The sequence below is a fragment of the Vibrio sp. FF145 genome, from assembly GCF_041439075.1.
GTDB lineage: Bacteria > Pseudomonadota > Gammaproteobacteria > Enterobacterales > Vibrionaceae > Vibrio > Vibrio tasmaniensis_A.
Genome location: NZ_JBGONH010000003.1, coordinates 22975 through 46966 on the forward strand (window position 1 = coordinate 22975; position 23992 = coordinate 46966).

Annotated in this window: 24 protein-coding genes; 11 read left to right on the forward strand and 13 right to left on the reverse strand. The window is 44.5% G+C overall.

Features of this window, described 5'->3' with window-relative positions:
* Window positions 1-4: 4 nt before the first annotated feature.
* From ACED42_RS01870 to ACED42_RS01890, 5 genes are all read right to left on the reverse strand, one after another.
* Window positions 5-652, reverse strand: a complete 648-nt coding sequence (locus ACED42_RS01870) for a 3-keto-L-gulonate-6-phosphate decarboxylase UlaD (protein ID WP_054541612.1) — start codon at window positions 650-652, stop codon at window positions 5-7.
* A gap of 4 nt (window positions 653-656) precedes the next feature.
* Window positions 657-1478, reverse strand: a complete 822-nt coding sequence (locus ACED42_RS01875; protein WP_371701178.1) for a pyridoxal phosphatase — start codon at window positions 1476-1478, stop codon at window positions 657-659.
* A 111-nt stretch (window positions 1479-1589) separates the two neighbouring features.
* Window positions 1590-2282: an L-ribulose-5-phosphate 4-epimerase gene (locus ACED42_RS01880; protein WP_029222802.1), complete on the reverse strand. Its 693-nt coding sequence runs from the start codon at window positions 2280-2282 to the stop codon at window positions 1590-1592.
* Between the two features lie 16 nt (window positions 2283-2298).
* The gene (locus ACED42_RS01885) at window positions 2299-2766 is read right to left on the reverse strand and encodes a PTS sugar transporter subunit IIA (protein WP_009845900.1); all 468 of its coding nucleotides are present in this window, start codon (window positions 2764-2766) and stop codon (window positions 2299-2301) included.
* 66 nt (window positions 2767-2832) lie between these two features.
* Complete coding sequence (locus ACED42_RS01890; RefSeq protein WP_371701180.1) at window positions 2833-4656, reverse strand: PTS ascorbate-specific subunit IIBC; 1824 nt, start codon at window positions 4654-4656, stop codon at window positions 2833-2835.
* A 339-nt stretch (window positions 4657-4995) separates the two neighbouring features.
* Between ACED42_RS01890 and ulaR the strand changes: the two genes are divergently transcribed.
* The 3 genes from ulaR to ACED42_RS01905 all read left to right on the forward strand — a co-directional run bounded on the left by ulaR (window position 4996) and on the right by ACED42_RS01905 (window position 7249).
* Window positions 4996-5751, forward strand: coding sequence for an HTH-type transcriptional regulator UlaR (ulaR, locus tag ACED42_RS01895; protein ID WP_017096290.1), 756 nt, complete (start codon window positions 4996-4998; stop codon window positions 5749-5751).
* Between the two features lie 119 nt (window positions 5752-5870).
* On the forward strand, window positions 5871-6938 hold the full coding sequence (ulaG, locus tag ACED42_RS01900; protein ID WP_017089479.1) for an L-ascorbate 6-phosphate lactonase: 1068 nt from the start codon (window positions 5871-5873) through the stop codon (window positions 6936-6938).
* 68 nt (window positions 6939-7006) lie between these two features.
* Window positions 7007-7249 (forward strand): hypothetical protein, encoded by a 243-nt coding sequence (locus ACED42_RS01905; RefSeq protein ID WP_009845904.1) that lies wholly within the window; start codon window positions 7007-7009, stop codon window positions 7247-7249.
* 53 nt (window positions 7250-7302) lie between these two features.
* Here the strand turns inward: ACED42_RS01905 and ACED42_RS01910 are convergent, their stop codons facing one another.
* Window positions 7303-9534 (reverse strand): hypothetical protein, encoded by a 2232-nt coding sequence (locus ACED42_RS01910; protein WP_102249463.1) that lies wholly within the window; start codon window positions 9532-9534, stop codon window positions 7303-7305.
* Between the two features lie 416 nt (window positions 9535-9950).
* Between ACED42_RS01910 and ACED42_RS01915 the strand changes: the two genes are divergently transcribed.
* Complete coding sequence (locus tag ACED42_RS01915; protein WP_371695349.1) at window positions 9951-10850, forward strand: GyrI-like domain-containing protein; 900 nt, start codon at window positions 9951-9953, stop codon at window positions 10848-10850.
* Between the two features lie 85 nt (window positions 10851-10935).
* Here ACED42_RS01915 and ACED42_RS01920 read toward each other — a convergent pair whose 3' ends face one another.
* The 3 genes from ACED42_RS01920 to ACED42_RS01930 form a co-directional block, all read right to left on the reverse strand.
* Window positions 10936-11274, reverse strand: coding sequence for a hypothetical protein (locus ACED42_RS01920; protein WP_017102298.1), 339 nt, complete (start codon window positions 11272-11274; stop codon window positions 10936-10938).
* A gap of 198 nt (window positions 11275-11472) precedes the next feature.
* Entirely contained in the window at window positions 11473-12447 is a 975-nt protein-coding gene (locus ACED42_RS01925; RefSeq protein WP_102249464.1) for a Gfo/Idh/MocA family protein, read from the reverse strand.
* Window positions 12448-12450: 3 nt separating this feature from the next.
* Window positions 12451-12774 (reverse strand): putative quinol monooxygenase, encoded by a 324-nt coding sequence (locus ACED42_RS01930; protein WP_371701182.1) that lies wholly within the window; start codon window positions 12772-12774, stop codon window positions 12451-12453.
* 106 nt (window positions 12775-12880) lie between these two features.
* Between ACED42_RS01930 and ACED42_RS01935 the strand changes: the two genes are divergently transcribed.
* On the forward strand, window positions 12881-13738 hold the full coding sequence (locus ACED42_RS01935) for a LysR substrate-binding domain-containing protein (protein WP_371701184.1): 858 nt from the start codon (window positions 12881-12883) through the stop codon (window positions 13736-13738).
* Window positions 13739-13765: 27 nt separating this feature from the next.
* Here ACED42_RS01935 and ACED42_RS01940 read toward each other — a convergent pair whose 3' ends face one another.
* The 3 genes from ACED42_RS01940 to ACED42_RS01950 form a co-directional block, all read right to left on the reverse strand.
* Window positions 13766-14974 carry a winged helix-turn-helix domain-containing protein gene (locus ACED42_RS01940; RefSeq protein WP_371701185.1) on the reverse strand — a complete coding sequence of 403 codons (1209 nt, stop codon included), beginning with the start codon at window positions 14972-14974 and terminating at the stop codon, window positions 13766-13768.
* Between the two features lie 34 nt (window positions 14975-15008).
* Complete coding sequence (locus ACED42_RS01945) at window positions 15009-15656, reverse strand: DsbA family oxidoreductase (RefSeq protein WP_081229299.1); 648 nt, start codon at window positions 15654-15656, stop codon at window positions 15009-15011.
* 181 nt (window positions 15657-15837) lie between these two features.
* Entirely contained in the window at window positions 15838-16635 is a 798-nt protein-coding gene (locus ACED42_RS01950) for a Cof-type HAD-IIB family hydrolase (RefSeq protein WP_371701187.1), read from the reverse strand.
* 319 nt (window positions 16636-16954) lie between these two features.
* Between ACED42_RS01950 and ACED42_RS01955 the strand changes: the two genes are divergently transcribed.
* Together ACED42_RS01955 and arsB are read left to right on the forward strand one after the other, a co-directional pair.
* Complete coding sequence (locus ACED42_RS01955) at window positions 16955-17296, forward strand: helix-turn-helix transcriptional regulator (RefSeq protein WP_017092734.1); 342 nt, start codon at window positions 16955-16957, stop codon at window positions 17294-17296.
* A gap of 102 nt (window positions 17297-17398) precedes the next feature.
* The gene (gene arsB, locus ACED42_RS01960; protein WP_371701190.1) at window positions 17399-18454 is read left to right on the forward strand and encodes an ACR3 family arsenite efflux transporter; all 1056 of its coding nucleotides are present in this window, start codon (window positions 17399-17401) and stop codon (window positions 18452-18454) included.
* Window positions 18455-18556: 102 nt separating this feature from the next.
* Here arsB and ACED42_RS01965 read toward each other — a convergent pair whose 3' ends face one another.
* Complete coding sequence (locus ACED42_RS01965) at window positions 18557-19447, reverse strand: LysR family transcriptional regulator (RefSeq protein WP_371701192.1); 891 nt, start codon at window positions 19445-19447, stop codon at window positions 18557-18559.
* A 131-nt stretch (window positions 19448-19578) separates the two neighbouring features.
* Here ACED42_RS01965 and ACED42_RS01970 point away from each other — a divergent pair, with 131 nt between their 5' ends.
* From ACED42_RS01970 to ACED42_RS01985, 4 genes are all read left to right on the forward strand, one after another.
* Window positions 19579-20010 carry a PACE efflux transporter gene (locus ACED42_RS01970; RefSeq protein ID WP_371701194.1) on the forward strand — a complete coding sequence of 144 codons (432 nt, stop codon included), beginning with the start codon at window positions 19579-19581 and terminating at the stop codon, window positions 20008-20010.
* A 448-nt stretch (window positions 20011-20458) separates the two neighbouring features.
* Window positions 20459-21313 carry an MIP/aquaporin family protein gene (locus tag ACED42_RS01975; protein ID WP_004732234.1) on the forward strand — a complete coding sequence of 285 codons (855 nt, stop codon included), beginning with the start codon at window positions 20459-20461 and terminating at the stop codon, window positions 21311-21313.
* 59 nt (window positions 21314-21372) lie between these two features.
* Window positions 21373-22893: a glycerol kinase GlpK gene (glpK, locus tag ACED42_RS01980; RefSeq protein ID WP_017108454.1), complete on the forward strand. Its 1521-nt coding sequence runs from the start codon at window positions 21373-21375 to the stop codon at window positions 22891-22893.
* 275 nt (window positions 22894-23168) lie between these two features.
* Window positions 23169-23954, forward strand: coding sequence for a DeoR/GlpR family transcriptional regulator (locus ACED42_RS01985; protein WP_017100307.1), 786 nt, complete (start codon window positions 23169-23171; stop codon window positions 23952-23954).
* Window positions 23955-23992: the final 38 nt, after the last annotated feature.

A 23992-nucleotide genomic window follows, 5' to 3' on the forward strand; every position in this document is an offset into this window, starting at 1 on the left:
CCTCCTAGTTCCAGTAACGGTCGATCTGAGCTTTTAGCGCTTCTGCTGTCTCTTTACCTTTATCGCCTGCAAGTGCGCGGCCTGCGATAAAGGTTTTCGCTTTAATGCCTTCAAATAGGTAAAGGTCTTCAGGCACGATGCCACCTGTGATAGAAAGCTCGATGCCCATTTCAGACAATGCACGCATCTTCACAAGATCTTCTTCTGTCCAACCCACACCGGCTAATTCAGCGTCACGAGAACGGTGATAGATAGCTTGAGAGATACCTAAGTCTACCCATGATTTAGCGTCGTCCATTGTCCAATTGCCGTAAATTTCGATTTGGATTTCACCGTTAAATTCATCAGCGACTTTCTTACATGCACCAATGGTTGCGATGTGTGCAGCAGCAGAAACGGTAATCCAATCAGCACCGGCTTCGAATGCCATGCGAGCCAAAATAGCGCCACCATCGGTGGTTTTCATGTCGCATACAAGGATATGGTCTGGGTGGTTTTTACGAAGCGTAGAAACCGCCGTCATGCCTTCTGCGAAAGCCAAAATAGTGCCCACTTCAATCACATCAACAAAGCTCTCTACATTGTTTGCCACTTCAATGGCAGCAGGAAGGTTTGTTTGGTCTAGGGCGATCTGAATCATTGGTTTAGTCATGTTGTTATCCTTTAATTTGTTCGCGTATTAGACGGGCTAAGCCATCATGGTTGTTATCTGTTGAACACACGCGTTGGACGTGTGACTTGACGATGTCATCAGCATTGGGCATCGCTACACCTAATCCGGCGTACTTGAGCATGGATATATCGTTATGGTTGTCACCGACGGCAATGACGTCATCGGCGTGATAACCGAGTTCTGCGATGTATTCAGCAAGGCGTAGGCCCTTACTGTTACCTTTTGCAGCAAAGTCGATTCGATTTGACCAAGAACGCTCACCGTTGAAGTTCTCTTCTATCCATGGGTGTTGCATTAAACGGTCTACTGAGTGTTGGCTACCTTCCACCACAAACTTCCAAACGTGTTCGGCTTGCTGAGCCGTTTCAATGAATGATTCCACTTGGTAAATTTGAGGGCGATGTTGCTCTGGTGCCGTTTCTGCCCAACTTTCCAATGCCAACATGTAGGCAAATGGGTTGTAGTGTGAGTACGTCATGGCATGCGTGATGTACATGACCATTTTGAGCTGAAACTCATCAGCCATATCGATGAAGGTCAGCGCTTTGTCTTTATCTATCGCGTTTTGAGTCAGTACTGTTTCAGTTTGATAGTCATAAACATAAGTGCCGTTACAGCAAATGATTGGCGTATCTAACCCCAATTCGTAGTAATAAGGTCGTGCTGCTGTGTGGTGTCGACCAGTCACTATCACGACATGACAACTTTGTTTGGCTTCTTGGATCGCCTTTTTCAGTTCTGGATGAATCGTGTGATCATCCTTTAACACGGTTCCATCGAGATCTAACGCCAGCACTTTATACATAGAGTCCTCTCACTTATTCCCTGCAGTCGGGCCTAATCAATATTGAAACTACTTAGAGCCGAAGCTCGTTAAACGGCTTACTTAAACGGCTTATTTAAACAAAAAGCCGATTTACTGTTGGCCGTAATAAGCATTTTCACCGTGCTTACGTAAGTAGTGTTTGTCGGATAGTTCTGGCTGAATTTTGATGCCGCTGTTCAAGGTGCGCGTTGCCAACGCCATTGCAGAAACTTCTTCTAATACCACCGCGTTGTGAACAGCATCGTTGGCGTCTTTGCCCCAAGAGAAAGGCGCATGTCCTGCAACAATCACGCTTGGAACTGCCATTGGATCGATTCGACGCTGCTTGAACTCTTCAATGATCACCAAGCCGGTATTTTTCTCATACTCTTCAGCAATTTCAGAGTGAGACAATCGACGTGTACATGGGATGTCACCGTAGAAATAGTCAGCATGAGTAGTACCCAAGGCTGGAATATCGATACCAGCTTGTGCCCAAATTGTGGCACTGCGTGAATGAGTGTGAACAATGCCACTCACTTCCGGGAAAGCTTTATAAAGCTCTAAATGAGTTGCGGTATCACTTGAAGGATTAAGTTTCCCTTCAACAATGTTGCCTTCTAGATCGACGACCACCATATCTTCAGCTGTCATATCGCAGTATTCGACACCTGATGGCTTAATCGCTATCACGCCATTAGTACGGTCAAACTCAGAGACATTGCCCCAAGTGAATGTCACCAAACCATACTTCGGAAGCTGCAAATTGGCTTCTAAGACGCGTTGTTTCAATTGGCTATATATAGACATAGTTGTCTCCTTACGCAGCTTCCGCTTGCAGTAACGCAGCATCAATTAAACGCGCCACTTCTTCTGGGCTTTTGCATGCGCGAAGTTTTGAGAAATCTTCATCGAACTCAATCAAGTTCGCCACTTGCATGGTACCGTCGATGTGTTCTTCTGAATCTTTACCCGCTAGCGTGATCAGTACATCAACTGGCTCATCAACACCTTCAAACGTAATGGGCGTTTCAAGCACGGTTAACGCAAACCCGGTACGAATCACACCATCTTCAGGGCGGCAATGAGGCAGAGCGAACGCATCGTGAATACAGATATAAGGGCCTTCTTCACCAATCGCTTTGGTAATCGCGTCGTAGTAACGCTCTTCAGCAACACCGGCTTTAACCAATGCATCAGTACCTAGCTTGATCGCCGCTTTCCAGTCAGTTGCTTTTGCGTTCAGTAGGATAGAGTTATTCTTGATAAGAGATTCTTTTAAGTTCATGTTATTGCTCACTTATATAATTATTTTTATTGGCTCAGCAGTGCGATACCACTGAGCCGTTTATCATTATTTGTGGAAGTTGTTCTCGATGATGGAAACAAGCTCGTCGCCGAAAGTTTTCACCATAATCATGTTCTTAACCGCTAACTGTTGCTTACCTTCCGGCAGACCCGTAATCTTCGCTGCAAGCGCAACCGAAGTAACGATGATGTCGAATGAACCAAGGTGCGATTTGTAATCAGTGATAGCGCTGTTAAAGGTCGAACTAGGAATGCCTTTCTTGTCCAAGTACTCTTTGATTTTCTTAGAGCACATCATTGAAGAACCTTGCCCTGAACCACAGCACACTAAGACACGAACCGGTTTCTGTTCAGCTGCTGGTGAGACGCGAATTTCTGACGTTGTAGGAGCTGATAGAGATTGAGCAGTTGCTGTTGATTGTTGTGGTACTGCGACTTCAACCTCAATGCCCTCAGGTGTTACTGCGGTCATTGTTTCAGCGGCAGCTTCTGCGTCTTCTTCAGCTCGTAGTTGTTTAGAAGCGAAGTACATGTAGACACCAGCTAAAGCCAAAATCCCGAAGAAGAACATGTTAGTGCTCGAAATACCTTGCATGATAGGTGGGAAGACGAGAGCCCAGTCAGCCATACCCATCCAGCCATTAAACTCTGCTCCCGATTGAGCAAAGATATGAATTGCCCAAGCAGAACCAACCACCTCGATGATGCCCATCACGAAACAGATCTTCATTACCGCTTTCCAACCACCGAAGTGGTTCGCAAACACACCAATCGTCGCGTTCGAGAAGAACATTGGGATAAAGCCAGGAATGATCATGATAGGAGAATCAAAGGCTAACATTGCAAGAACGGCTGTGAATTGACCAACAGCGCCCCACATGAAACCGAACACCATTGCATTTGGAGAGTATGCGTAGATAGCCGCACAATCGATTGCTAACACAGCGTTAGGAATAAGGCGTTGAGAAATACCATTAAATGCCTCAGACAATTCCGCTACGAACATACGGACGCCGGTGACGATAACTTGAATAGCCACTGCGAATTTCAACCCAGTTTCGAAAATATAGATAAACCAGTGTGTTTTTCCTGCCATGTCTTGAAGGTTATCAAGACCAAATGAAAGAAGAATAATGCCGAAGAAAGCAGTCATGACTAGCGTTGTCGCTGCGATACTGTCGTGGAAAATGTGTAACCATTTAGGCAGTTTGATGTGGTCAACGCTGTCATTTTTGTCGCCAAGCTTAGGAGCAACCTTTGTCGCTACCCATGACGCAAACTGTTGTTGGTGACCAATAGAGAAACCCGCCCCGCCAGTAACCTCTTGGGTAGGCTTGAACATGATGTTAGACGAGATACCCCAGTACAACGCCATCAATATTGCTGAATAGATGATGGTTTCCCACATACCTGCACCAAGCACGAAGTAGAAAACAGCAATGAGGCCAGCTTGTTGGAACATGATATGTCCCGTAAGCATGATGGTTCTGATGCCCGTGATGCGGCGGAAGGCAACAAGAAGAATATTGAGACCAAGTGCCAGTAATACGGCATATCCAACCCAAGAATAATTGTCTCCCATGGTCTCCATGGTAGACATCATGGTTGTGTACGGATCTATCACTGACCCCGTCAATCCATGAATCTCACTCATTTTCAGAATCACTGGTTTGAAACCCGCTACCAATGTTCCTGCACCTACCTGCACTATCATGAAACCAACGATGGTTTTGATAGAGCCGGAGATAATAGTTGTTGCGTCACGCTTGAGTAGAATGTAACCCAGACAAGTAACAAGACCGAGTAGCAAAGGTGCTTTGGTCATTACCTGACTGTAAAAAATATAGAAAATATCGTATAAGAATTCCATATCTTTACCCCTGATTAATTTTAATTTTAATGGTATGTAGGATGTGATGATGTCTATTTTTGCTCACGAATTAGACTTTACCAATCAAAAGTAATCATTCAATGCTCACTTGTGATTACTTTGATTTATATCAATTAACCACACCCAGAATGTGCCTAATTGAGCTTCGGATCACACCAAAAAACAACAAATCAAATAAAATCAATAACTTATAAATCATTGTGATTAAGATCTAGTTTTTATAGCAATGTAGTTTGACAATCATGATGGTGATTATTAGAATCAAAACAAATCAAAAGTAATCATCAAATTGTCACAACGACATAAAGAGTGATAAATATGAATGAAGTACAAAGACATAACGGCATCGTGTCGCTATTAGAAGATATGCAGACAATAAACGTCTCACATATTATTGATAAATTTAGTGTTTCACCTGCTACTGCAAGACGTGACATCGCTAAATTAGATGAAGTTGGCCGACTTAGAAAAGTTCGAAATGGCGCTGAGCGAGTAGAGAATCAGAAGAGAAAGTGGTCACCACTCAATATCAACAGCACTGAGTTCTATGAAGAGAAAGCAGAGATTGCGCAAGCAGCAGCAGGACTTTGCGAGGCTGGAGATACAGTTGTGATCAACTGTGGTTCTACTGCGTTCCTACTTGGACAACAGTTATGTGGGGAAGATGTACAGATCGTAACGAACTACTTCCCACTCGCAAGCTACTTGATCAACGAAGATCATGACGATGTCATCATCATTGGCGGTCAATACAACAAAGCGCAGAACATCTTTTTAAATCCCGCGCCCAATTCGCTGGGAGGCTATGCCGGAAACTGGATGTTTACCTCTGGTAAAGGCTTAACCGATGCTGGCCTCTACAAGGCCGACATGTTAACTGCTGTAGCAGAGCAGCAAATGCTTGAACAGATCGATAAACTCGTTGTTGTTGTCGACAGTTCAAAGGTTGGACAACGTACCGGAATGCTCTTTTGCAGCACCAAGCAAATAGACATCGTCATCACTGGTAAAGATGCCAACCCCGAAGTCGTCAAGCGGATTGAAGCTCAAGGGACGCAAGTCATCCTAGTTTAAATCGAAGGCTAACTAGCCCACCAATAATAATAAATTTAGCTCAGTGCCTTAATCAAAATTAAGGCGCTCGGCTCCCTACATCCAAAATTAATCAAATTATTGAAATAAAAGGTATTATCATGAGCAACGTAAACGAAATCACTCGCGAGTCTTGGATCCTAAATACATTCCCTGAGTGGGGCACATGGTTAAATGAAGAGATCGAGCAAACCGTCGTGCAACCAAATACATTTTCTATGTGGTGGCTTGGCTGTACAGGTATTTGGCTAAAATCAGAAGGTGGTGCAAACCTATCAATGGACTTCTGGTGTGGTACTGGTAAAAAAACACAAGCTGTTCAAAAAATGAAAAACCAGCACCAAATGATGCGTATGGGCGGTGTTGAAGCACTTCAGCCAAACCTACGTACTGCAATCTTCCCATTGGACCCTTTCGCTATTAAAGAGATCGATGCGGTTATGGCATCTCATGATCACGGCGACCACATTGACATCAACGTTGCTGCAGCCGTTCTACAAAACTGTGGCGAGCACGTTAAATTCATTGGTCCTAAAGCGTGTGTTGATTTATGGATGAAATGGGGTGTGCCAGAAGATCGTTGTGTTATCGCGAAAGTTGGCGACGAGATTAAGATCAAAGACGTCAATATTAAGGTTCTTGATGCATTCGACCGTACTGCTCTAGTGACACTTCCTGAAGGCACTTCTTCTTTAGACACTGATATCTTAGGTGGCATGGACGATCGTGCAGTGAACTACCTAGTAGAAACGACAGGCGGTTCAGTTTACCACTCTGGTGATTCTCACTACTCAAACTACTACGCTAAGCACGGTAATGACCACAAGATCGACGTTGCACTGCTTTCTTACGGTGAAAATCCACGTGGCGTAACTGACAAAATGACGTCTTCAGACATTTTACGTGCCGCTGAATCTTTGGATTGTGAAGTCGTTGTTCCTTTCCACCACGATATCTGGGCTAACTTCCAAAATGACCCACGTGAAATTGAAATGCTGTGGAACATGAAGAAAGAACGTCTGCAATACGGCTTCGCACCTTTCTTCTGGCAAGTCGGTGGCCGATACACTTACCCTACAGATAAAGGTCGCATGCACTACCAACACTTCCGTGGTTTTGCAGATATCTTTAAAAATGACCCAGAACTGCCATACCGCGCATTCTTGTAATCATTAGTACCAACATTAATTAGGGAGCGATTCGCTCCCTTTTTTAATCATCGAATAAGGATATTGATATGGTATTACGCGAATTTAAGGAGCATTTCAAACGTGGCGATTTAGAATCAGCAATTGCCGTAAACTCTCCAAACAATGATGGCTATTACTTGATGGTTCTAAGCAGCAAATGGGGAATAAATAGTTTCTTAGAGTCCGACCGAAAGCTGAAACCAAGGGTATTCAAGACCCAACAAGCTCTACTAAATGCGGCAAAATCAATTGGCTTCAGTCATCAATCAGTCGATATGCAAAATTTCTAGAGCCTTCTGCCTCCTGCTCTATCAAATGATCCCCTTCGTCTATCTAAATAATTCTAATAAAGCAAGAACAGCCCTTCATAACCGCCAATATGAATTTCAGTCACATACTCTCCGATGTTGCCGTTTTCATCGACAGGCTTCATCGGCACGTCCAATACAATCATCAGCTTCTCTGCCTCATAAAAGCTCGAATTCTTACCGTGGAAATCCGTGCGGTACAACACACGACCATTGCTGAACTCTCTCGCTAACACCATATCTTCAGGGCCACCAGCGGCCACCAGATTTTTAGATTGATACATAAAGTACGTGAACGTCGGTAGAACATGAGTCATACCATTGGGCAGATCAGCATGCATCACTTCACTCATCGATGAATCACCAACGATGGTGTAATCAGCGAGCTGAGGTGTCGTTGTCGACAGCATCAAAGGAATTGGCTCAAATCCCTGTAGGACCTGATGACTCGGCTCTCCCAAATCAACGGCTAATAACGAACTTGGTTGATAAGCGATATTTTTAGGGACACCACTTTGCCAGAAAATGTCTGCAGTCGTGTTATCACTCCCATAGACGTAACTATTGTTCCACTGATTAAAATAGCTGTATTGAGCATGTCGATTGAGGTGGTAAATCGCTAGGGTCGAGTATTGGTCTTTCTTCCAATTCTCTTCACTATTTCCTAGATACTGGACTCGCCCGTAACGCGTTGTCGCCTGAAAAATCACTCCTTTTCCATTGTAGGCGAGCGCAGAATTATCCCAGAATTTAGAGATCCCCGAGTAACCACTAAATCCAGTAGACGGAAAAATGTAATGCTCTCTCAGATACAAAGACCCGGCTTCGCTAAGATGAGACTGCCCATTTCGACCCAGCAAGTTCGCCGTACCAATGTTCAGCCCAATAGACGCATCACTTTCTAAAGCAGATAGATTTTTGAGAAACGCTGAAAATTGTTGCGTGTAGAGAGCATCCGCTTGATTTGAACCCGCAACAGCTCCTAACTCTTGAACATGTCCGCCAGAATGGACATAGAACTGGTTCGAGCCAATGAGTTTATTTGTGTCGTCGTTGTATGCACCATTCAAACCTTGGATTGCCCAACTTTGCTTGTAGTAGCGATGAATGGCCGATAAATAATCCGCGTTTGCGACGTTCGTTAACGACCAAGATGAATTCGTGCTCCACATTCGACCAAATGGCACCACTCTTGATTCCCAACGAAAACGCGCTGTCGCATTCTTATTGGTTCGATTTCGATACTCGCTTGGCGACAAGTAGTTATCGCCATTCAGGTCTGCAGACACGTCAAAGCCACGAATTTTTCGCCATTGGCTGATAGCATTGCCATCCGGAGTTGTGGTCGGAGCGTCGGTTAACTTAACGGTTGGAAAGCTGCTTTTGAGTTTTACTTCTTTTAACCGCGGCCTGTCGTCTGCGTTCTCACTTTGCCAACGAACTCTCACAACGTATAAACGGCCACCCTCTCTCAAAAAGGTTGAACCAAAATACTGGCCGCCACCATAACTCACCCCACTGCCATCATGATTTGTGGCTCTTACCCAGTTACCCGGAAGGTTCCAAATCACCGATTGGTTTCTGGTCATATTGAGCGTTTTGTCTTTCTTTACATCGAGCCTTTCCCACTGTGAAACCCTTCCGTGAGAGTCAATAGCTGTTGGGTATTCAATCCAGAATTCGCCGCTGACAGCAAACTGTGAGAACTTAAAGGTCAGACGTTCGAACTGTTCAGCATGATAGACATACAAAGCCCCGCCCAGTTCGAAATTCTCAAACACATCAGCATCCCACGGAGGCTCTTGATACAGCCAAAAGCCAGCATGGTCTTCACTGGCTGTATAGCCCAAGATCATAGGCTTTCCACTTAAGAGAGTATTTTCACCGTGGGTGTTATCAACTTCTGCGAGCACTGTATCTTCAGAAAAATGGAGAAAGAAGTCTTCAAAATTAACGCCATGTGATTCTGCGTTATTACGAAGGTCGTTCTCCAACCAACCAGAATTGAGCTCCATTTTTTGGTTATACATATACCCAATTGTCGTAGCTCGCTTATTGTCGGTTTTATCTGCATAAGAGCCAAATACGAGGTCACTGTTCGCAATTTCCCAATCAATGACAGCATTCGCAGACATTGGGGAGCCCGAAAGATCAGCGCCGGATTCATGTTGCCCTGGCAGTACAATCGCTGTACCAACAGCAAAAGAATAGCCGGTGATTAAATATGAAGGAATGAGTGTGAGCAGCCCAGAAATGTAAATTTTCATGATTCAAACTTCCTAATCGACACCATTGCCATTCAAAATACTTCCTTTAAAATCAACATATTAAACATCAACTTTTTTTGGGGGGGGCAATGTACGAAAAAAGTATCGTCTAGAAAAGTTCATAGTTCAAGCGTTAAGCCACCCGGTTCAACGAGCATTTAAGTGTGCCATCAAATACCCGAACGAAGACAATCTGAAACTACCGCCAGCTTAAGGGGGAAATGACGGTTTCAATACAAACACGACCTAATTTTGAGGTTAAATAATCGCGTTAGTAGATAGAGAAACATAACGAGATGATTGGATTAACGCATCTAATCTCAGTTTCAAGGCTCCTCTATTGAAACTCAACTTAGATAAGCTAGTCTCGGTGATCTAAACAAGAACGATGACAACAGAGAGTGGTAAATAAAGTAATGTACGTTGACTATCATAAGCGGCTGATTCCCGTTGTCCGCTATTTAGAGAAACACTTTAACGAGCCACTCAACCTAATCGAAGTCGCGGCGTTAGCCAACTTTCCACCCTACCATTTTCATCGCACTTTTAAAGCCGTTCAAGGCGAGACGCTTGCTGATTTCATCAGGCGACTGAGGCTTGAATCCGCAGCTGATGATCTTTTCAAATCCAAGCAACCTGTCCTGAATATCGCTCTGGAATATGGTTTCTCGTCCTCGCAAAGCTTGGCCAAAGCATTCAAACAGCACTTTGGAGTAACTCCTACGGCATTTCGTGATTGTGAAGATTACCAAGCGTTTTCTGAGTTGACGCGAAATAGCAAGATTGGACACACGTTGCGCAAGAATGGAAACGCAGCAACCGCAGGCAATTCATATACTGACTCCGAACCAACAACATGGAGTAGGACAATGAAAACGCAACAATTCGAACCGTCAAAACTAGCGTATGTACGAGTGACAGGCCCCTATGGACAGGGTTATGAAGAACCAAGCGGTCGTCTTTATCAGTGGGCTGAAATGAAAGGATTAGCAGGTAACAGCTGCATCTTTATCTATCATGACAATCCAGAAATCACGCCGAACGATAAATGCCGTACCGACATCTGCTTGATGGTTTCAGACGACACTGAAGTGCCAAATGGAATAGAATTAAAAGATTTTCCCGGCGGACAATATGCAGTGATGCGCCAAACCATCACCGAGCTAAGCCAATACGCTAAAGCGTGGGACGACCTGATGAGTAAGGTCATAGAGTCCGGCATAGAAACCGAAGACCGCCCTTGCTTTGAGCTTTACCACAGCTACGATCCACAAACTCAGCATTCAAACGTTAGCTTCTGCACCGCAATTAAATAACAAATAAAATTCAGTAACAAAGCCTACCTCGCGTAGGCTTTCGTTCTTTCGTTAACGAACCAATAAAGACTCTTACGAAAGCTTCTTAAAGTCTATTGAACCACTTCCCTTGATGGTCGCGGTCGCAATTTTCTTGTGTATCGTAGCTAACATGCTTATCGATATTCTTCAGTTGAATCCCAACTTGATTGAACGCTTGTTGGATAGCCCGAGAGGCACTCTGCTGACCCCCCCCCTCTAAAAAGTTCGTTCTATCCTGATTGGTATCGAATACGCAGACGATTTTCAAACTTTGCGGGAATGAAGAGAAATTGACCGTATGAGTCACCCACAGAAAACCATCGAAGCCTTTTAACGTGTCTTCACAAACGTCCGTTAACACGTCTCTGATTTGATTTTCGATCTTCTTATCTGATTTTCGCATGAAGCAAAGTTCCTATTTAACACCTTAAAAAATAAGGTTTTTCGGTCAATATTGTCTTAACCGACATTGGACACTGTGGCTGTTTCAAATGCAAAGTATTTGTGGGAGATAATTGGCGAGAAGATTTAGAGGAAACGTCTCATGCTGATCACTGATAAGGCAATCAAACATGAGCCGAATATAGAATTTACGAAGATCTTAGCTCGCCACTTGTTCCCAATCAGTCAGTAACTTCATGATTACGCGAGAGTCTTGGTGAGTCACCATTGGTGCAGTAAGTTGTGTTTCACCTCGCTCAACCGCTTGGCGAATATTACGCACTTGATAATGGAAGCCATCGCCTTGCGCTTCGACTTTCACTTCACGTGTCGATGTTTCATAGATCTCAACCGTGAATGTATTGTCTTCGGTCGGTAGCCATGGGTTGGTGTCGAGTGTAATACAACCTTTGCTGCCTAGAATCGTGAAGCCATGCTTTAAGCCATGGTCTTCTGCAGTATGAATTTGCGCGGTGAAGCGGTCGTTGAAGCGCATCATCGCCGACGATTCACAGATATTACCATCTTGGCCTCGTCGACCGATTGCTGAGATCTGCACGTCATCAAACACACTTTCACCAAACTGTTGTTGCGCAACAGAATGAATCAGCGACATTGGGTAACAACCTAAGTTGTATAGCGCGCCTTTGCTCGCAGGATTCACGAACTGGTCAATTGCAGCAACGTAGGAACCTTGAATTGAGCGCACTTCACCAATCTCACCAATAGCTAATTCTTGATGAAGCTTGGCAATCAATGGATGGTTTAAGTACATCAAACCTTCAGCGAAGAATACGCCCGCTTCTTTTACCGCTTGCAGAGCTTGTTCGGTTTTTTCCATATCAACCGATAACGATTTTTCACACAGAATCGCTTTGCCTTTTTGAGCCGCTTTAATCACGTATTCGTGGTGAACGTGATTTGGTAGAGCAATATAGATAATGTCGACTGACTCATCTTCAATCAGGGCTTCATAGCAGTTGAAGGTTCGTGTTGGTTGATATTGGGCTGCAAACTCGTTAAGTGTTTTTTCAGTACGACCAACGACGGCATACAGCTCGCTTTGAGCATCGCCTTTGATCGCATCCGCCATTACGCCTGAGATAAAGCTGGTTCCTAGGATTCCCCATTTCATGACTTAGATCTCCTGCTCTTGTGTTTTGATAGGTCCACGTTGCGTTTCAAATGCTTGTACTAATTCCGTTATATCACGCTCAATAAACGCTTGGGTATGAGGCATCACAAAGTGCTGATTGATCGCTTCACGGTTAGCGTATTGCTCAAGCAAAATCACTCGATCGCTTTGGTTTTGATCATAGGTTGCTATCGCTTGTAAGCAGCCCGGCTCGCTTTGCATGTCTAAACAAAACTGTTCGATGGCTTCGACCGCAACAGCTCGCTCGATGTTAGTTTTGATCTTAAGTTCTGCAGTAACAAAGATGGTTTCATTCGTCTGAGGCATTTCACGCTCTTATTTTAGTTAATTATCGGTTTGCCATTAATATAATTAACCCCTAATAATTGATAAACTCACCTTTTGTTTATTGTTTATCAACCAAGAGTGTTTAATGGACAAGTTAACCAGTATGAAGGTCTTCGTTTACGTGGTCGAGCAAGGCAGCTTTCGCAGCGCCGCCAACCACTTCAACTTGTCGGCGACCATGATCAGTAAACATGTCCACCACCTTGAAACGAGCCTCAACTCTCAACTGATTCATCGCACCACGCGTAAGCAGTCTTTAACCGATTCAGGTCAACTTTATTATCGAGAATGTAAGCGAATTCTCGAAGACATCAGCAACGCTGAAAACCTGATTCAAACCTTGGAAAACCAGCCACAAGGGACGGTAAAGATAAACTGCCCGGTCACCTATGGGAACAAGGTGCTTGCCCCGATTGTGGCTAAGTTCCTCGCGCATCACCCAACGATTAATGTCGAACTCGTTCTGAACAACGACCTTGTCGATCCTTATTCATCCGATATTGATTTGATGGTTCGAATCGGTGACCTGTCTGACTCCAGTTTAGTCGCCAGATACTTAGGGGATTATGAGATGTGTTACTGCGCGGCTCCTGAGTACCTTAACCAACATGCTGAGATCTGCGTGTTGGAAGATCTCGCACAACACCCATCGCTTGGATTCAGCTATAGCAGCCAAGCCCCTCACGCCACACCGAATAAAGAGCGTGTGCGCTTGATGTCGAATAATGGTGATGTGTTGCGATATGCCGCTCTACAAGGCGTAGGCGTGTTGTTACAGCCGACTATCTTAGTTGCCGAAGAAATTGAGCGTGGAATGCTATTGGAGATCTTGCCCGGCATGGCACCTTTCCCTAAGCCGATTCACTTGCTGTACAAGACCAAGCAACTGTCGTTGAAGAACCGAACCTTTGTCGAATTCTTGTTAGCCACTCTTTCTGAGTAACTAAGCGCTTTCTAAACAACAAAACCGCTAGACTGTTTGCCAATGGCTCATCAAGCGTTTGCCAAGATCAGAGGGCGTGGTGTTATGGACGATCATCTCATCACATTGGTTGAACACCATGAAGTGTTTTAGTTCATCGCATAAAGCATGAACCAAAGACTCATGGTTTTTAATTCGCTCTTCCACAACCAAGTTACGGATATTGAGCAAACCACTCTTCCTGTCGACCTTGCAATCCATTCGTGCCACCAGCTCACCTTGCCAGAGAATCGGTAAGCTAAAATAACCAAACTGACGCTTGGCTTCTGGAACATAGCACTCAAGAAGATAATCAAAGTTAAACAGTGATTGCATTCGCTTTCGTTGAATCAACAGGTTATCAAACGGAGACAATATCTTTAACTTGGTTCTAGAAAGGGGTTGATTCAACAACTCAAACGCATTAGGCAACACATAATAATCAGCACCTTGAACATCCACCTTCACGACTTGTTTATCTTCAAGCATCTGCTGGAGTGTTGTCTGAATCAGAGGTTTTGTGTTCTTGAGTAGATAGCTCATTTCCGACGCTATTCCCACACCATTAGCTTCTAAATAACGCGTAATTAGATGCTCGATGTACTCTTGTTCCGTTGGTTCTGAGGTATCAATAGCACTCGGCAAAACTCGTTCGGTTAGGTCATACACCTTATGGAAGTTCACTCGGCTCGGCACCATTAAGTCACCTTGCATAAACAAAGTCTCTAGTGCCTGTTTGGCAGGTTTACCGCCCCATCCGCCGGGGTTTGGTCTATCCCCTTCAAAGTCTTTCGCCATTAATGGCCCTTCGCTCTCAATGCGTTTGAGAACATGCGCCATCAGTGCATCATCCTTTTTATACCAATGCTTAAGCTTACCGCTCGCAAACCCGTTCTTTCGATGCAAGCTGAAACGGTAGTCACGCATGGGTAAATACGCGGCGGCGTGCGACCAATACTCAAACACTTCTCGACGCTCTAACAGCTTATCCAGATGATCAAGCTTGTAGTCTTGATTACGATTCCACAGCGTATGATGGTGAGCTCGCTGAATCACAGAGATGGTATCAATTTGCACATATCCAAGGTTTTCAATCGCAGACAGCGTGTTCGCCAAAGTGCCCCCATTGCGTTGCTTTTTAGGTGGTAACTTCTTAGGCGGCAGCTTTTGCGAAAGCAATACCAGTTTTTGCGCTTGAGCGAGTGACAATGATTCCATGTAATTCAGACTCTAATTGATACCAATAATCGGCTTATGATTCAGCAATAAGTTCTTGAAGAATTTGCTTGTACGTTTCGACCGTCTGCGCACCAGTGACTGCACTCTTGCGGTTGAACACCACAGTAGGAACCGCAGAGATCCCCATGCGTTGCCATTCAAACTCTTGCGCTTCAATTTGCTTCAAGTTGTCGGTGTTCTTTAGGCGCTTCAGTGCCTTCGTTGAGTTTAGCCCAACCGCTTCAAGCTCTTGTGCAATGACTTCAAGATCGGACAGGTCTTTCTGCTCTGTGAAGTGAGCAGTAAAAAAGCGTAGCTTTAACTCAGTCTGTTTACCGTGCTCTAGTGCAAAATCGAGAAGCACATGTAGATGACGTGAATTGACCATTCTCATGCTGTCATAGAAGTTAAAATCGAAACCAACCGCTTTGCCACGAGCCGCAAGCTGTTCACGTGAACGCTGGCTCTCTTCTGCGCTAGAACCGTATTTTCTCATGATATGATCACGCAGGTTTTCGCCCTCTTGCGGCATATCAGGGTTAAGCTCAAACGGCTGCCATTCAAGTTCAATCTGTTGTTCTAAGCCAAGCTCTGAAACGGCTTGCTCTAAGTTTTTGTAACCGACTACGCACCACGGGCACATCACGTCAGAAATAATATCAAGTTGAAGTTTCTTGCTCATCGTCATTCCAAATGATCATTGATAAGGCATGTCTGCTGTATAAGCAGGCATCCAATTTATCTTCAGACTACAACAACCTGAACAATCGTTCAAATTTAACTCGATGAACCAGTAGCCAACAAAAAAGCCAACTCCTATTACCGAGTTGGCTTTGATAAAAATCGGATTGAGCTTAACCGCGTTACGCTAGCAACTTCTCAAGTACTTGGAATACACCCGCGTCAACGTTACTTGGCGCGCTAAAACGTGCGATCTCTTTTAACTTAGGATGTGCATTTTCCATCGCGTAAGAGTGGTAGCTCTCTTTAAGCATTTCCAAGTCATTGAGGTAGTCACCAAAGCTCATGGTCTGCTCGTAAGTGAAGCCAAGTGTGTTTTGTAGATGTTTAATCGCCGCACCTTTTGACGCTTCAGCGTTCATCACATCCAACCAAATTTTTGCACTCACAACCACTTGGTAGTTCTCACCGAATTTGGCATCAATAGTTGGGTTCACTTTCTCTTGTGAACCGTCGAAGTGACAGATAGCCACCTTGATGAAATCGTCTTCTACCGCCAGTAAGTCTTCTACTTGCGCACGGCGATGGTAGTACTTAGAGATCTCCGCTAAAGCACGCTCATCTTTGGTTTCAATGTATGCAGACTTTTTACCACAAAGTACAACGTGTGCACCTTCAATCGCACGCGCTTCTTTGATGATGTCTTTGATGGCATCAGTATCAAGTAAGCAGCTGTAGAGCTCTTGCCCTTTGTGCATCACTAATGTGCCGTTTTCAGCAACGAACATCATGCGATCTTTTAGCGGAGAAAATGTTTCCATCAGGCTGTAATACTGACGACCCGATGCCGCAGAAAAAATGATGTCTTGAGCTTCTAGTCGCTCATAAAGATTAAAGAATTCTGGGTCTAACTTTCCGTGTTCATTAAGAAGAGTGCCGTCCATATCAGCAGCGATAAATTTGATGTTCTGTTGTGGCATTTCAGGGCTTACCTATAAGTAAAGATTAAAGTGTAAATTATGATTTTTCGTTATCTTGTGTAACGGTTCTGCCTTCGATTATATCGCTAGAGTAGCCAGTGAATGCAATGCTTTTCGGTCGATTTCTTTGTTTAAATCTAAGATCTTGTTTATGCGCAATAAGAAAGTAAAAACAGATAAAAATCGAATATCAAGCTTAACTAAAACCATTGTTCTGAGATGCCAATTTAAGCCGACTTATAAATTTCGCATTGACCAATAAAAGAAATATGCCTACCATTAATCGTCTTTTAACGATTATGGAAAGCGAAACATCAATATGAACGAAACTTGCCCTACAACTGGTGGCTGTGCTCTACCAATCGGACATGGTGATACCGAAGCTGAAACGCAAATGGCAGCTCTGGCCAAAGCGCTCGCTCACCCGGCAAGAGTTCGTATATTGAGTATCCTTTCAACGCTAGAAAAATCGGGGGGCTGTTTGAACAGTGACTTGGTTAGCGAATTAGGTTTGGCGCAATCGACAGTATCAGAGCACCTAAGAATCTTGAAAACCTCTGGTTTCATCACTGCTGAATCGATACCACCGAAGATGTGCTATCGTATTAACCGAGATAATATTCAGCAATTTGAATCGCTTATCGACACCATTTTAAAATAGATTAACCACGCTTAGTTTGTCGAACACAATAAACTAAGCGTATTTTTTGCCTTTAAATATCGCTTTTCGACGATTGACGATAACAACCAAAGAGACAATATAATGAAACCAAAATTAGGTTTTCTCGATCGCTACTTAACGCTGTGGATCTTTATTGCCATGGGCCTTGGTGTATTGCTTGGCACCCTGTTCCCACAAATCGAACAGTGGAATGAATCTATGTCGGTTGGTACCACCAACATTCCGCTTGCGATTGGCCTTATCTTAATGATGTACCCGCCTCTTGCTAAGGTTAACTACAGCCTGCTAGGCACCGTGGTAAAAGATAAGAAAGCGATCAAGCTATCTTTGATCATGAACTGGCTTGTTGGCCCAATTCTGATGTTTGTGTTGGCGCTTACATTCTTAGGCGACCACCCAGGTTACATGGTCGGCGTGATTCTGATTGGTCTAGCTCGTTGTGTGGCGATGGTGCTAGTTTGGAACGACATCGGCGGCGGTAACAAAGAATACGGCGCGGCATTGGTTGCTCTAAACAGTGCATTCCAAGTGGTGAGCTACAGCTTTATGGCGTGGTTGTTCATCAGCGTTCTTCCACCAGTATTTGGTTACGAAGGCATGATGGTTGATATCTCGATGATCGATATTGCACACAGTGTTCTTATCTACCTAGGAATCCCATTCCTAGCGGGCTTCCTAAGCCGTAAGATCCTGGTGTCGATGAAAGGCGAGCAGTGGTACAACGATGTGTTCATTCCACGCATCTCGCCAATCACACTGATTGCGCTATTGGCGACTATCGTTCTGATGTTCAGCCTAAAAGGCGAGATGATTGTAGAGCTGCCAATGGACGTATTGTTGATTGCGGTTCCACTGACTATCTACTTCACAGCGATGTTCTTCATCAGCTTCTTCATTGGTAAGAAGATGGGTATTGAATACGACAAGAACGCTTCAATTGCATTCACAGCGACAGGTAACAACTTCGAGCTAGCGATTGCCGTTGCTATCTCAGTATTCGGTATCAACTCAGACCAAGCGTTTGCCGGTGTTATCGGTCCACTGATTGAAGTACCTGTGTTGATTTACCTAGTGAACGTGACGCTTAAGATGAAAGACAAGTACTACAACGGTCAGACGGTTAAACCTAGCGTCTAGCGTCTACATCTACATCTACATCTACATCTACATCTACATCTAGCAAGCAAGCAGTATCACTTTAAACAGAAAGGCTCACACGCTAAGCGGTGAGCCTTTTCTTTATTCAGTTTCGTCTAATAAGCCTTTCAATGCTTGTTCAAGCCAAAGTAATGCAGGACCTTTTGAGCGTGTTTTAGACAGAACAAGATCAACGGGCGGCGACCATGTTTTGTGATCGAATGAGACATTAATCTCCATTAAACGCTGCTTATTCAACTCCTCTTCGACGAGGTGCTTAGGTAAGTATGCCCAGCCAATATCACTGCCGAGTACCATCTCTTTGATCACAATAAAGCTGTTTGACCACCATACCTTTCCGGCAATAAGCGGAAACTGATCCATCACCTTACCTTTGTCTCCCCTCAACATTAACTGACGATGCGGGAGTAAATCAGTGAGTTTCGCCACACCTTTTTTTGCGAGCGCATGCCTTGGATGACACACAGCAATAAACGGTAAGTGACCGATAAAGCATGGCTCAGAACCGACATCAAAAGCCAAGTTGGTAAACATCAATCCAATGTCGGCTCTCTCTTCGATAATTAACGGATTGACCTCTGTTGTGGTACACGCAACCAGTTCAACTTCAGTCGCAGGGAATTGTTGACTGAACTGACTAAGGATCTTAGATAGATTCGGAACCAGTAATGAATCATCTAATGCAATTTTGATGAGCCCCTCTTCACCGCTGCCCATCGCGTTAACCGTCACATTCAGATCTTCAACCTGAAGCACGATTGCTTTGACCTGTTTAAACAGCTGCTCGCCCGCTTTGGTTAGTGAAGGCTTTCGAGTCGAACGATCAAAAAGCTCAACATTAAAATCTATTTCAAGATTACTGATGCCTTGGCTCACCGCCGACTGCACCTTACCCAAATGACGAGCACTGGCAGAAAATGACCCTAATTCAACGGCATACACAAACATTTTCAGTTGTTCAATGTTGTACATTTGGTTTCTCCCAAAAACTTATTATCACTATATGTGATACTAACTATCTTTATATTATCACTTAAGTAGATATTATCTAGCCAAGTCACTAGCCCATCGGCGGCTATTTAATCGTAAAGAGAGTTAGAAAAATGTCACATAAAGAACGCATGTTGCACATGGTGCTATTTGAATTGGTTGCTTTGGTTTTGATGGCAGGGCTTGCAACCTATATTACAGGAAATGGCGCAGGTGAAATGGCAGGCTTAGCGCTTGCAATATCATTGATAGCGATGGCTTGGAACTACATTTACAACTATGGCTACGACAAAATTTACGGAGCAGACCGAAGCAAAAGAACCACGAAAACACGTGTTCTGCACGGATTAGGTTTTGAGCTTGGGTTGATGACAGTGACTCTACCTGTCTTGATGTGGGTTCTACAACTCGACTTCCTAACCGTACTGATCATGGACATCGGCCTAGTTATTTTCTTCGTACTTTACGCGATTGCGTTCAATTGGGCGTATGACTCAATCCGAGCTCAATTGGTTTCGAAAGGAAAAGTTGCAGCTCTGGTTTAGAGCGGTAAGTTCGTCTCGTATAACAAGAACATACACCCAAATGAAAACTGCCAAACTACAACATAGTTGGCAGTTTATTCATTTATGCATATAAGCTCATTTGTTAACGCCCTTGTTACATAGCAAAAACATCACACAGCCCTCCCTAATTAAGTCTAATAATCCGCCACTCACGAAGTAGCATCACAAATCCAAACATAAACTCCTCGTACCAGTTGCGCATTCATTTACATATAGGTAGTTTGAGCGGCTTCGCAACCTATCAATTCGAGCAATGACGTTCATGCGAGCATCTTTTTCGAGCAAAAGTGTTCGGATTAACATTTCAAGTGACTTTAATTAACAATTTTATGCTCAAACGCTCACTTTTGATGTTCGTTTATTTTCGAGTTCGCAAATATATGCACAATACACGTGCTAGATAAGCAAAACTAAAAAGGACTCGAACATGACAACAAACAAACACCCTTCTTTATTTGGGCAATGCTTGGCTGAATTTATCGGTACAGGATTACTCATATTCTTTGGCGTTGGCTGTGTGGCCGCTCTGGTATTAACTGGTGCGACATTCGGACAATGGGAAATCAGCATCATCTGGGGCTTTGGTGTTGCGATTGCAATTTACTGTACTGCCGGCGTTTCAGGCGCGCACATCAACCCAGCCGTAACGATTGCACTGGCCATGTTCCATGGCTTTGATAAAGCGAAAGTGGTGCCTTACATCATTTCGCAACTGCTTGGCGCTTTCTGCTCTGCAGCATTGGTTTACAGCCTGTACAGCAACCTATTTACTGACTACGAAATCGCACACAACTTCGTTCGTAGCAGCCAAGACGCACTATCAACTGCTGGTATCTTCTCGACTTACCCACATGCTTCACTCTCTTTCTTCGGCGCTTTTGCTGTGGAATTCGTGATTACTGCAGTGTTGATGTTTGCCATTTTAGCGTTAGGTGATGAGAACAACGGCGCATCTCGCGGTGCAATGAACCCTCTACTGATCGGTATTCTTATCGCGGTTATCGGTGGTTCTTTAGGTCCACTGACGGGCTTTGCAATGAACCCTGCTCGTGACTTCGGACCAAAACTGTTCGCTTACTTTGCAGGTTGGGATTTCGCACTAAGCGGTGCTCGTGATATTCCTTACTTCATCGTTCCAATTCTTGCTCCAATTGCTGGTGCGTGTTTTGGTGGTTGGTTGTACCCACGTGTTATCGGTGCTTACCTACCAGTAGAAGGCCAAGGCTGCACAATTCCAAACCAATGTGAAACAGAAGAAGAAGCTGAACAAGCTCAAGCTTAATCCCTAAGCGACCTTACATTTACTAAAATATAAATAACGAAAGAAAAAGGATTCTTACCATGACCGAGCAAAAATACATTGTTGCCCTAGACCAAGGCACTACAAGTTCTCGCGCTGTAATCCTCGACCACGATGCAAACATCGTTAGCTCTTCTCAAAGAGAATTCACTCAGATTTACCCGAAAGCAGGTTGGGTTGAGCACGATCCAATGGAAATCTGGGCGACTCAAAGCTCTACATTGGTTGAAGCTCTTGCTAAAGCAGGCATCCGCAGCGATGAGCTAGCGGGCATTGGTATCACGAACCAACGTGAAACCACCATTGTTTGGAACAAAGAGACAGGCAAGCCTGTTTATAACGCAATCGTATGGCAGTGTCGCCGTACTGCAGACATCTGTGAAGACCTAAAGGCGCGTGGCCTAGAAGACTACGTACGTGACAATACAGGCTTAGTCCTTGACCCGTATTTCTCAGGTACCAAAGTAAAATGGATTCTAGACAACGTTGAAGGCGCTCGCGAAGACGCAGAAGCTGGCAAACTACTGTTCGGTACAGTTGATACGTGGTTAGTTTGGAAGATGACTCAAGGACGTGTTCACGTTACGGATTATACCAACGCGTCACGTACTATGTTGTTCAACATCAACGACCTATGCTGGGATCAGAAGCTACTTGATGAAATGGGTATTCCAGCAGTCATGATGCCAGAAGTAAAACGCTCTTCAGAGGTATACGGTCAAACGAACCTTGGTGGTAAAGGCGGTACGCGTATCCCAATCGCGGGTATTGCGGGTGACCAACAAGCTGCACTTTACGGTCAAATGTGTGTAGAAGCAGGCCAAGCTAAGAACACTTACGGCACGGGTTGTTTTCTTCTAATGAACACGGGCCAAGAGAAAGTAACATCAAAGAACGGCCTTCTAACCACACTGGCATGTGGTCCTAAAGGCGAACCTGCATACGCGCTTGAAGGTGCGGTATTCATGGGTGGCGCATCTATCCAATGGCTACGTGATGAAATGAAGCTACTGGCTGGTGCAGAAGACTCTGAGTACTTCGCAACCAAAGTAGACTCTTCAAACGGCGTTTACGTGGTTCCTGCATTTACTGGCCTAGGCGCACCCTACTGGGATGCTTATGCTCGCGGTACGATTGTCGGCCTAACTCGTGGTGTTAACTCTAACCACATCATCCGTGCAACGCTGGAAGGCATTGCTTACCAAACGCGTGACGTACTAGACGCGATGCAAGCGGATTCAGGCATCAAGCTAGCGAAACTACGTGTTGATGGCGGCGCAGTAGCGAACAACTTCCTAATGCAATTCCAATCAGACGTGCTGGATACTGAAGTTCACCGCCCGGAAGTAACAGAAGTAACGGCTCTTGGTGCCGCTTACCTTGCTGGCCTAGCGGTTGGTTTCTGGGACAGCATTGACGAGCTTCAAGACAAAGCCGTTCTTAACCGTACCTTCATGCCACACCACGACGAAGAGAAGCGTAACCGCCGTTACAAAGGTTGGAAGCGTGCTATCAAGTGTGCACAGGTTTGGTCTGAACTGCACGATGACGACGAAGAGTAATCTAAGCGTGAGTTAACAGAGGAGCACGAATAATCCCTTATTAATCGATTCGATTGTTCGAACCTCAGCAAACGAAACTAAAAAGAGCACTATTTTGTGCTCTTTTTTGCGTTTCAGGCTCAAACTCCATGTTTTGAGCAGCGTTTTTGCGGTTTAGACATGATTCCTTACCATCATTACTTCTCTCTTTTCATCAATTCGAGCACAATAGTGTGAGTTTATATTTTCGATTTTGACGCGCTAGAGCCCTTTGCGCGCAGGGAGTGGTAAGTTAAGTGAAGCAGATACCAAGACACCAGCAGATTGTAGATCTGGTAAAAACACAAGGATATGTGAGTACCGATGAGCTCGTTGAAAAGTTCGATGTTAGCCCACAAACCATCAGACGAGACCTCAATGAACTGGCCGATAGCAACAAAATCCGTCGCTATCACGGTGGTGCAACCATTCCTTTAAGCTCAGAAAACACCTCTTATAACACGCGTAAAGCGCTTAACTTCAACGAAAAAGACGTGATCGCCGACGAGCTGGTTAAACATATCCCAGATGGCGCAACCTTGTTCGTTGATATCGGCACCACACCTGAATCGGTTGCTCGCGCACTCAACAAAAACCACAAACAGCTACGAGTTGTGACCAACAACATTAACGTTGCAAGCATCCTTCTACCGAACCCTGAGATCAAGGTTATCTTGGCGGGCGGTGAAGTACGTAACCGCGATGGTGGCATCGTCGGTGAAGCGACACTCGATTTCGTGAAGCAGTTCCGCCTCGATTTCGGTATCTTGGGCATCAGTGGCATCGACTTTGACGGCTCACTGCTCGACTTTGATTACCACGAAGTTCGTGTAAAACAAGCCATCATCGAAAACAGTCGCAGCATCTTCTTAGCCGTCGACCACACTAAGTTTGGCCGTAACGCGATGGTTAAGCTCGGTAATATCTCTCAAGCCCACATGGTGTTTACTAATAAGCAGCCACCAGAAGAGATTCTCAACATCCTTAAAGATTCCGCAATACCATTAGAAGTGATCGATACCGCTCGTCCTATGAGCGAATAACTAAACATAAGAGCTCAGTGACGCCACTTTCTTAAATG